Here is a 9,244-nt window from a genome sequence, read left to right as displayed (position 1 = left end):
CCATCTAACACCCATACCCAATTGCGCAGGTGCCCCATGAGCGACCAGCAAGAATTCCCCGAAGAGCCGAGCGAATACGCCGACCCAGAGAACGCCGAACACCACTCCACCGGCAAAGACCTCGCCCTGCCAGGCCAGAACCTGCCGGACAAGGTCTACATCATCCCGATCCACAACCGCCCGTTCTTCCCGGCCCAAGTGCTGCCGGTCATCGTCAATGAAGAACCGTGGGCTGAAACGCTGGATCTTGTGAGCAAATCCGATCACCACTCCCTGGCCCTGTTCTACATGGACACGCCCCAGGAAGACCCGCGCCATTTCGACACCTCGACCCTGCCGCTCTACGGCACGCTGGTCAAGGTGCATCACGCCAGTCGCGAAAACGGCAAACTGCAATTCGTCGCCCAGGGCCTGACTCGCGTGCGCATTCGCACCTGGCTCAAGCACCATCGCCCGCCGTACCTGGTGGAAGTCGAATACCCTCACCAGCCCACCGAGCCGACCGACGAGGTCAAGGCTTACGGCATGGCGCTGATCAATGCGATCAAGGAACTGCTGCCGCTCAACCCGCTGTACAGCGAAGAGCTGAAGAACTACCTCAATCGCTTCAGTCCCAACGATCCGTCGCCGCTGACCGACTTCGCCGCCGCACTGACCTCGGCCACCGGCAACGATCTGCAAGAAGTGCTCGACTGCGTGCCGATGCTCAAACGCATGGAAAAAGTCCTGCCGATGCTGCGCAAGGAAGTCGAAGTCGCACGCCTGCAAAAAGAGATTTCCGCCGAAGTTAACCGCAAGATCGGCGAGCATCAGCGCGAGTTTTTCCTCAAGGAACAACTCAAGGTTATCCAGCAAGAGCTGGGCCTGACCAAGGACGACCGCAGCGCCGACATCGAGCAGTTCGAGCAACGCCTTGAAGGCAAGGTTCTGCCGCCCCAGGCGCAAAAACGCGTCGAAGAGGAAATGAACAAGCTGTCGATCCTCGAAACCGGTTCGCCGGAGTATGCGGTTACCCGCAACTACCTCGACTGGGCGACCTCGGTGCCGTGGGGCGTGTACGGCGAGGACAAACTTGACCTCAAGCACGCACGCAAGGTGTTGGACAAACACCATGCCGGCCTCGACGACATCAAGGACCGCATCCTCGAGTTCCTCGCCGTCGGGGCCTACAAAGGCGAGATCAGCGGCTCCATCGTGCTGCTGGTCGGCCCGCCGGGCGTGGGTAAAACCAGTGTCGGCAAATCCATCGCCGAATCCCTCGGTCGGCCGTTCTACCGCTTCAGCCTCGGTGGCATGCGCGACGAAGCCGAGATCAAGGGCCATCGCCGCACTTACATCGGCGCGCAGCCGGGCAAACTCGTCCATGCATTGAAAGATGTCGAAGTGATGAACCCGGTGATCATGCTCGACGAGATCGACAAGATGGGCCAGAGCTACCAGGGCGACCCGGCCTCGGCGCTGCTGGAAACCCTCGACCCGGAACAGAACGTCGAATTCCTCGACCACTACCTGGACTTGCGTCTGGACCTGTCGAAAGTGCTGTTCATCTGCACCGCCAACACCCTGGATTCGATTCCCGGCCCATTACTGGACCGGATGGAAGTGATTCGCCTGTCGGGTTACATCACCGAAGAAAAAATCGCCATCGCCAAACGTCACCTATGGCCCAAGCAACTGGAAAAGGCCGGCGTGTCCAAAGGCAGCCTGAGTATCAGCGACAGCGCCCTCAAAGCGTTGATCGACGGATACGCCCGTGAAGCGGGGGTTCGGCAGTTGGAAAAACAACTGGGCAAACTGGTGCGCAAAGCCGTTGTGAAACTGATCGACGAGCCGAAAGCGGTGATCAAGCTCGGCCCGAAAGACCTCGAATCCTCACTCGGCCATCCAGTCTTCCGCAACGAGCAAGTGCTGTCCGGTACCGGCGTCATCACCGGCCTGGCCTGGACCAGCATGGGCGGCGCGACCCTGCCGATCGAAGCCACGCGCATCCACACCCTGAATCGTGGCTTCAAACTCACCGGGCAATTGGGCGACGTGATGAAAGAGTCGGCGGAAATCGCCTACAGCTACGTCAGCTCCAATCTGAAGTCGTTCGGCGGTGATCCGAAGTTCTTCGACGAAGCCTTCGTTCACCTGCACGTCCCGGAAGGCGCCACCCCGAAAGACGGCCCGAGTGCCGGCGTGACCATGGCCAGCGCCCTGCTCTCGCTCGCCCGAAACCAGGCGCCGAAAAAAGGCATCGCCATGACCGGCGAACTGACGCTGACCGGGCATGTACTGCCGATTGGCGGAGTGCGCGAAAAGGTGATTGCGGCGCGGCGGCAGAAGATCTTTGAATTGATTTTGCCGGAGCCTAATCGCGGTAGCTTTGAAGAATTGCCGGATTATCTGAAGGAAGGGATTACCGTGCACTTTGCCAAGCGGTTTACGGATGTGGCGAAGATATTGTTTTAACTCGTTCAATCAATCCCCGGTGTGGATCCAGACTCGCCGGGGATTTTTTTGCCCATAAAAAGGTAACAAAACCGATGAAAACAATCTTAAAACCTGTCAACTCTGACAGTTACCTCTCATAACTCTATCGCACATGCTGTTGGCGAGGATGTTTCGACATCTCATTTCCCTACTCACCTCCAGGATCGAACATGACTGCCAACATGCGCGTCACCTCAACGATAGAAGGCTCATTTACTGCAAAAATCCAGGGTCATAAAGATTTCAAAGCCGACAGGCTCCAGATTTATAAAGACACTGAAGACATGTATCACTTTAGTGGAATGGAAGAGGGCTCTGCCCCAACGAATCCTTTTAGAACTATTTACATCATTACCGAAAAAGATGCAGTCAGTGGACAGCACACGTTCCCCAAGGGAATTAAGTCTTTCATTTATGTCCACACAACGAGTAGTGGGGCTACTGATAAGGAATTTATCAAGGAAGGTACATGTACGATTGATTTCGACCCGGTTAACCAACGCTACAAAATGTCGTTCCTTGTAAAAGTCCAATTCCCAGATGCTGAATTGCGGGACATCATGGGTAGCTTCGACCTCATCCAAAATTAACAAGACGGGGCTCCCCCCTGAAGGGCGCCTACTCACGGGCGCTCTTCTCGCCGTCACAATTTGTCTCATCTTCAGTTATGCTCGCCGTTCGTCGTGAACGCCGGAGCCACTGACCTTATGTCCCCCACTCGCCTGTTTGCCCCCCTCGCCCTTTCCCTGCTGGCCGCTTGCGCCACGCAACCTAAGCAGAACGTGACCGTGGAAAAACAAAGCGAATGCCCGGTAAAACTGCACAGCGGGCAAAACCTGATCCTGACCTTGCCAAGCAACCCGACCACAGGTTACCGCTGGGCGATCCAGGATTCGGCCGGTGGCGTATTGCGCGCACTCAGCCCCGAGGTATACAGCAATCCGCAAGACGCGGGGATCGTCGGCAGCGCCGGCCTCTCGACCTGGCGCTTCCAGTCCTTCACCGCTGGCACGGGCCGTTTGCGCCTGACCTACTCACAGCCATGGGCACCGGAAGTACCGGCAGTGGAAACTTTCGACTGCGCGATCTCGGTTAACTGATCGTGGGCTGGCTGATTCTGGCGCTGATGGGCGCGGTGACGTTCCTCTACGGCGTCAGCGTGCACGCTGCGTTGCTCTGCCTGCTGGTCAAGCCATTGCCGGTTTTGGCCTTGCTCGGTTGGTTGCATGACGCACCGCCCAGCGAATATCGGCGCTGGATCAGCCTTGGATTGATTTTCTCCCTGCTCGGCGATGTGTTGCTGGCATGGCCGGGGGATTTGTTTGTGTTTGGTCTTGGGGCGTTTCTGGTCGCTCACTTGGCTTATCTGAAAGCCTATTTGAGCGATTGCCGGCGGTTAGCGGCGTTGCCATTGGTAATTGCGTTGGGCGTCGGCGCCGTGCTGCTGGGGATTTTGATTTCCCACGGGCTGGGCCCATTGTTGATCCCGGTGATTGTTTATGGTCTGGCCATCAGCGCGATGCTTTGGCGTGCACTGGCCCGACTGGGCACCGAAGTGCCGAAACGTTCGGCGCTGTTGGCGGCTGGCGGTGCGGTGGCGTTTGTGTTCTCGGACAGCGTCATTGGCATCAGTCGATTCGTGGTGCCGTTTGAAGCAGCGCCTTATGTGATCATCCTTAGTTACTGGCTCGGGCAATGGGGGATTGCGGCCTCGGCATTTAATAAAGACAAATAGCAACTTAGCCAGATTTCATAACCATAAAATCGACAAGCTATTTCGAAACGTTATAAAAACCTGTCAGATCTGACAGTAGCTCAGATTTTCTAGCCTACTTACTATTCCAGTGGCGCTATCCAACCATGAACGTAAACCAAGGAAGAAAATCATGAGTCTGTTTAAAAGCAAAAATTCGACACTTTCTTTAGACCTCTTTGTCAGCGTCAACTGCGATATTGAAGCCAAGGTGTCAAACCGCGTAAAGTTTCACACTCAAAACATCCAGTTCGACAAAGACACTAACAGCAACTTGATTGCTTTTATCGGTCGAAGCTATGAAAACGGCTTTAACGATTCCAAAAAAGGGATGATGTTTACTTTTTCCAGTGACATTCAGTCAGGCACTTACTCACCCAAAGACCCAAACTTTCCATTTGACACATTTTATTATTATGAAAATGGAGCTAACGCCGACTATTCGACTTCTTACCAATACAAACCCGAAAGCGGCACTATTACCGTCGAAGTAGTCCAGAACGACTCCGAGGCATTGCGCTACCTCATCAACTTTAACTTCAAAGGCAAAGACCACAGGACCGAACAGCTGCACATCGCTGGCAACGCCGAACTCAACGTTTTCACGCGTCCTAGATGATCTCGCTCTAAACAATGAATGACCAGGTCTTGCTACTCAAACTGGTCATTCATTTGTCTTTTCCAAATGCTCTCTGCAGCCAAGGCCCCATCTGCCCCCCTTCGCAAATTCCCCACGGTTTATCAGACAACCCGCGCATCCCCCCGTCAATTTGGCTAAAATGCCGGCCTTTTCCACCTATGCCGCTGGAACCGCCGTGAGCAAAGAACCCGATCGCCTTTTCGCCCAGCCTTTGGCCCAGGTGCCTGACTTCGCCTTTAACGAGGACGTGGTGCGGGTGTTCCCGGACATGATCAAGCGCTCGGTGCCGGGTTATCCGACCATCGTTGAAAACCTTGGCGTGCTCGCCGCGCAGTTCGCCCAGCCCAACAGCGTTCTTTACGACCTGGGTTCGTCCCTCGGTGCCGTGACCCAGGCCTTGCGCCGACACGTACGCACTGACGGCTGCCGCGTCATCGCTGTGGATAACTCGGCGGCGATGGTTGAACGCTGCCGCGAGTACCTCAATGGTCAGGACTCGATGTTCCAGGAGCTGCTGCCGGTCGAAGTGATCGAAGGCGACATCCTGGCCCTCGAATTTCAGCCAGCCTCGGTGGTGGCGCTGAACTTCACCCTGCAATTCATCGCCCCGGAACAGCGCACGGCGTTGCTCTCGCGTATCCGCCAATCGCTATTGCCCGGTGGCGCGCTGATTCTGTCGGAGAAGCTGCGCTTCAACGACCTTGAAGAACATGCGCTGCTCACCGACCTGCACGTCGCGTTCAAACGCGCCAACGGCTACAGCGAACTGGAAATCGCCCAGAAGCGCAGCGCCATCGAAAACGTCATGAAGCCCGACAGCCTCGAAGAACACCGCGAGCGCCTGCTGGCCGCCGGGTTCTCGAAAGTCGTGCCGTGGTTCCAGTGTCTTAACTTTGCCTCGTTGATTGCCTTGCCATGATTGATCTGTCCCCCCTCGCCCGCCGTTTGGCTGGCACACCGCTGGCCGACTGGGCCAATACCCTGCAAGCGCAACTCGACAAGAAAATGGAAAAAGGTCACGGCGACCTGGAGCGCTGGCAGAGTGCGTTGGACGCTTTACCAAAAATTCAGCCGAGCGAAGTCGATCTGCTTAATGGCCTGACGCTGGACACCGATTGCGATGACGAAACCCGTGCGCAAATGCGCACCGCGCTGATGGGACTGTCACCGTGGCGCAAAGGGCCGTTCGATTTGTTTGGTGTGCACGTCGATACTGAATGGCGTTCGGACTGGAAATGGTCGCGGGTTGCACCGCATCTGGATCTGAAGGGCAAACGCATCCTCGATGTCGGCTGCGGCAACGGCTACTACATGTGGCGCATGCTCGGTGCCGGGGCCGACAGTGTGATTGGTGTCGATCCGAACTGGCTGTTCTTCTGCCAGTTCCAGGCGGTGCAGCGTTACCTGTCCGAACCCAATGCCTGGCACCTGCCGTTCCCGTTCGAAGACCTGCCGCCGAACATGGAAGGCTTCGACACGGTGTTTTCCATGGGGGTGTTCTATCACCGCCGCTCGCCGATCGAGCATTTGCTGGCGCTGAAGGATTGCCTGGTCAAGGGCGGCGAATTGGTGCTGGAGACGCTGGTGATTGAAGGCGATCAGCAGCAGGTGCTGGTACCGGAAGACCGTTATGCGCAGATGCGAAACGTGTGGTTCCTGCCGTCAGTACCGGCGCTGGAGCTGTGGCTGCGCCGGGCCGGGTTCACGGATGTTCGCTGTGTGGACGTGAGCACCACCAGCGTTGATGAACAGCGTGGTACGGAGTGGATGAAGTATCAGTCGTTGAGCGATTTCCTTGACCCAGAGGATCACAGCAAAACGGTTGAAGGGCTGCCGGCGCCGATGCGTGCCGTCATCGTCGCTCGTAAGTAACTCCCCCAATCTTTCAGACACCAGATAAACCTGTGGGAGCGGGCTTGCCCGCGATGGCGTCCTTTCAGCCAACGACGATGTTGAATGTAAGTCCGCAATCGCGGGCAAGCCCGCTCCCACAGGTATCGGTGTTTAGTCTGCTGATTTCGCGCGTCGGGCCTTGAAGAACTCGCTCAGCACCGCCCCGCACTCCTCGGCCAACACTCCGCCTTCGTACAACACCCGGTGATTCAAAAAAGCCTGGGTAAAAAACTGCCCCTGACTCTGCACAATCCCGGCCTTCGGCTCCAGCGCCCCATACACCACCCGCGCAATCCGCGAATGCACGATCAGCCCGGCGCACATGCTGCACGGCTCAAGCGTTACGTACAGCGTGCTGCCGGGCAGACGATAGTTGCTGGCGGCCAACGCGGCAGCGCGGATCGCGACCATCTCGGCGTGAGCACTCGGGTCATTGCCGCTGATCGGGCAGTTGAAACCCCGACCGATGATTTCACCGTCCTGCACCAGCACCGCGCCCACCGGCACTTCACCGAGCGCCGCGCCCTGGGCGGCCAGGGTCAGGGCTTCGCGCATGAAGTCACGGTCACGGCTGCGGTCGATGATTGCGGTGGGACGTATCTGACGCATCAGGCCACCTCGATGGCGGCCATCAGGCCGGTTTCCATGTGATCGATCACATGGCAGTGGAACATCCAGATCCCTGGGTTATCCGCCACCAGCGCCACTTGCGCACGTTCGTTCTTGCCCAGCAAGTAGGTGTCAGTGAAGTACGGTATGACCTTGTGCCGGTTCGAGGCGATGACCTTGAAGCTCATGCCGTGCAGGTGAATCGGGTGTTGATACTGAGTCATGTTCTTCAATTCGAAAATGTAGCTCTTGCCCTTCTCGAGCTTGGCAATCGGGCGGTCAGCACAGGTTTTATCGGTGATGTCCCAGGCCTTGCCGTTGATCTGCCACAGGCTCGGCGGCTTGCCATTGTCGACGTTCACCGACACTGAGCCTACCCATTCGAAATTGAAGTTGAGTTTCTCCGCGTTGGCCAGGTCCGGCTCGGCCACCGGGTTGGCGGGCAGCGCGGGCGGCCACTTGGTCGGTGCATCGGTGTTCGCCACCGAACGGAACGTGCCCAGTCGTACCGGGCCATTACGCAGGGACAGTTCTTCACCGGCCGGCGGTGCCTTGATCGCCAGGCAGATACGCATGCCCGGGCCAAGCCAGTACTCCTTGCCGAGTGGCCGCGGCTCGATGGGGTTGCCATCCAGCGCGTAGATCTGCGCTTCAACGCCAGGAATGTTGAGTCGGTAGGTCAGGGTGTTATCGAGATTGAGCAGGCGCACCCGGGTGATCTGCCCGGCGGGCAATTCGATCACTGCTTGCGCGACGCCATTGATCGTCGACAGGCGCCCCGCCGTGCCACCACGGGCCGCTTCGCGAGGAATGCTGAACGCGACAAAAGCGCCCTCTTCATCGACGTGCCAGCTCTTGAGGCTCAAAGTCTTTTCGTACTTGAAGCCGGTAGGCTCGCGCTCTTCGATGATCAACGGGCCGACCAGCCCGCGACCGAGTTCTTCACTGCTGTTCACATGCGGGTGATACCAGTAGCTGCCGGCGTCGGGCACGCGGAATTTGTAGTCGAAGTATTCGCCCGGCAGCACTGGAAGCTGCGAGACGTAGGGCACGCCGTCCATTTCCAGCGGCAGGCGGATGCCGTGCCAGTGAATGGTGGTGGCGACCGGCAGGTGGTTGATGAAACGTACCCGCAGCCATTCGCCCTGACGCACGCGCAACTCGGTACCCGGCGCCGACGGGCCGAAGGCCCAGGCTTCGGTCTTGTGCCCGGCTACCAGTTCGACGTCCAGCGGTGCGGCGATCAGCTCATAGTCGTGGCCCGCGTCGGCGTCGGCCATCTTGCCCAACCAGTACCGCGACGCGCCCCCCGCTCCGACACCAACGACAACAAGACCGGCCAGGCCACCGAGGATTTGGCGACGGGTAAAGGACATGAACTCAACTACCTCACGTATCAGCGACAGGCATGGGGCCTGTAAAAGGCGAATACGATACACCTGCGGTTGAGAAACAGTAAGGGCGGCGCGGCTTCTGGTCACACCAGATTGTAAGGCCCCAAAAAGATCGCAGCCTTCGGCAGCTCATTTGAACGTCGTACACCCTGGAGCTGCCGAAGGCTGCGATCTTTTGAGGGCTCACTTACCTATCGAGCCCTAATAAAAGATGCACCACCCCGTCATCCAGGCTCATGACTCCCGGTACACCTGCCCTACTTAAAGCCTGCCGATCCACCCGCTCCACATCCCGCAACTCCACCCGAACACGGGTCAACGCCACCGGCTGCTGCGCCTTCAGGTTATCCACACCGCCCAGAGCGGCGACGATATCCGGCGCCAGACCAGAAACAGCCTGAGCAACCACTTTCGGCTCATCCACGATCAGGTCCGGAGTCAACGCTTTCCAGAACGCCCGCTGCATTTTCTCGAACATGC

At 57.8% G+C, this 9,244-nt stretch carries 10 protein-coding genes; 7 read left to right on the top strand and 3 right to left on the bottom strand.

What is annotated here, in order from left to right; genetic code table 11:
* The first annotated feature begins 36 nt into the window (after positions 1-36).
* The 7 genes from lon to cmoB all read left to right on the top strand — a co-directional run bounded on the left by lon (position 37) and on the right by cmoB (position 6,740).
* Complete coding sequence (gene lon, locus WLY71_RS11945) at positions 37-2,454, top strand: endopeptidase La (RefSeq protein WP_347803699.1); 2,418 nt, start codon at positions 37-39, stop codon at positions 2,452-2,454.
* A gap of 191 nt (positions 2,455-2,645) precedes the next feature.
* Positions 2,646-3,065 (top strand): hypothetical protein, encoded by a 420-nt coding sequence (locus WLY71_RS11940; RefSeq protein WP_347803698.1) that lies wholly within the window; start codon positions 2,646-2,648, stop codon positions 3,063-3,065.
* A gap of 117 nt (positions 3,066-3,182) precedes the next feature.
* Positions 3,183-3,575 carry a protease inhibitor I42 family protein gene (locus WLY71_RS11935; protein ID WP_347803697.1) on the top strand — a complete coding sequence of 131 codons (393 nt, stop codon included), beginning with the start codon at positions 3,183-3,185 and terminating at the stop codon, positions 3,573-3,575.
* Positions 3,576-3,577: 2 nt separating this feature from the next.
* Positions 3,578-4,210, top strand: coding sequence for a lysoplasmalogenase (locus tag WLY71_RS11930; protein WP_347803696.1), 633 nt, complete (start codon positions 3,578-3,580; stop codon positions 4,208-4,210).
* A 151-nt stretch (positions 4,211-4,361) separates the two neighbouring features.
* Positions 4,362-4,847, top strand: a complete 486-nt coding sequence (locus WLY71_RS11925) for a hypothetical protein (protein WP_347803695.1) — start codon at positions 4,362-4,364, stop codon at positions 4,845-4,847.
* Positions 4,848-5,007: 160 nt separating this feature from the next.
* Positions 5,008-5,787 (top strand): carboxy-S-adenosyl-L-methionine synthase CmoA, encoded by a 780-nt coding sequence (gene cmoA / locus WLY71_RS11920; RefSeq protein WP_193560118.1) that lies wholly within the window; start codon positions 5,008-5,010, stop codon positions 5,785-5,787.
* A complete protein-coding gene (cmoB, locus tag WLY71_RS11915) occupies positions 5,784-6,740 on the top strand; it encodes a tRNA 5-methoxyuridine(34)/uridine 5-oxyacetic acid(34) synthase CmoB (protein ID WP_347803694.1) in 957 nt (318 codons plus the stop codon). The genes cmoA and cmoB overlap by 4 nt, the downstream gene beginning before the upstream one ends.
* 132 nt (positions 6,741-6,872) lie before the next feature.
* On the opposite strand, the gene tadA is transcribed toward cmoB, so the two are convergent.
* From tadA to WLY71_RS11900, 3 genes are all read right to left on the bottom strand, one after another.
* Positions 6,873-7,370 carry a tRNA adenosine(34) deaminase TadA gene (gene tadA / locus WLY71_RS11910; protein WP_347803693.1) on the bottom strand — a complete coding sequence of 166 codons (498 nt, stop codon included), beginning with the start codon at positions 7,368-7,370 and terminating at the stop codon, positions 6,873-6,875.
* Positions 7,370-8,746, bottom strand: a complete 1,377-nt coding sequence (locus WLY71_RS11905) for a multicopper oxidase family protein (RefSeq protein ID WP_347803692.1) — start codon at positions 8,744-8,746, stop codon at positions 7,370-7,372. The genes tadA and WLY71_RS11905 overlap by 1 nt, the downstream gene beginning before the upstream one ends.
* A 205-nt stretch (positions 8,747-8,951) precedes the next feature.
* Positions 8,952-9,242, bottom strand: a complete 291-nt coding sequence (locus tag WLY71_RS11900; protein WP_347803691.1) for a PTS sugar transporter subunit IIB — start codon at positions 9,240-9,242, stop codon at positions 8,952-8,954.
* Positions 9,243-9,244: the final 2 nt, after the last annotated feature.

This window comes from Pseudomonas rossensis (genome assembly GCF_039888995.1).
In the GTDB taxonomy this organism is placed as follows: Bacteria; Pseudomonadota; Gammaproteobacteria; order Pseudomonadales; family Pseudomonadaceae; genus Aquipseudomonas; species Aquipseudomonas rossensis.
The sequence above is the reverse complement of the archived record's forward strand: the minus strand, read 5'-3'. Positions and strand labels throughout refer to the sequence as shown.

Excerpts from the sequence above, each read along its gene's own strand:
- cmoB (WP_347803694.1), top strand. The coding sequence starts at position 5,784 with ATGATTGATCTGTCCCCCCTCGCCCGCCGTTTGGCTGGCACACCGCTG.
- lon (WP_347803699.1), top strand. The coding sequence starts at position 37 with ATGAGCGACCAGCAAGAATTCCCCGAAGAGCCGAGCGAATACGCCGAC.
- WLY71_RS11925 (WP_347803695.1), top strand. The coding sequence starts at position 4,362 with ATGAGTCTGTTTAAAAGCAAAAATTCGACACTTTCTTTAGACCTCTTT.
- WLY71_RS11900 (WP_347803691.1), bottom strand. The coding sequence starts at position 9,242 with ATGTTCGAGAAAATGCAGCGGGCGTTCTGGAAAGCGTTGACTCCGGAC.
- WLY71_RS11905 (WP_347803692.1), bottom strand. The coding sequence starts at position 8,746 with ATGTCCTTTACCCGTCGCCAAATCCTCGGTGGCCTGGCCGGTCTTGTT.
- WLY71_RS11940 (WP_347803698.1), top strand. The coding sequence starts at position 2,646 with ATGACTGCCAACATGCGCGTCACCTCAACGATAGAAGGCTCATTTACT.
- tadA (WP_347803693.1), bottom strand. The coding sequence starts at position 7,370 with ATGCGTCAGATACGTCCCACCGCAATCATCGACCGCAGCCGTGACCGT.
- WLY71_RS11935 (WP_347803697.1), top strand. The coding sequence starts at position 3,183 with ATGTCCCCCACTCGCCTGTTTGCCCCCCTCGCCCTTTCCCTGCTGGCC.
- cmoA (WP_193560118.1), top strand. The coding sequence starts at position 5,008 with ATGCCGGCCTTTTCCACCTATGCCGCTGGAACCGCCGTGAGCAAAGAA.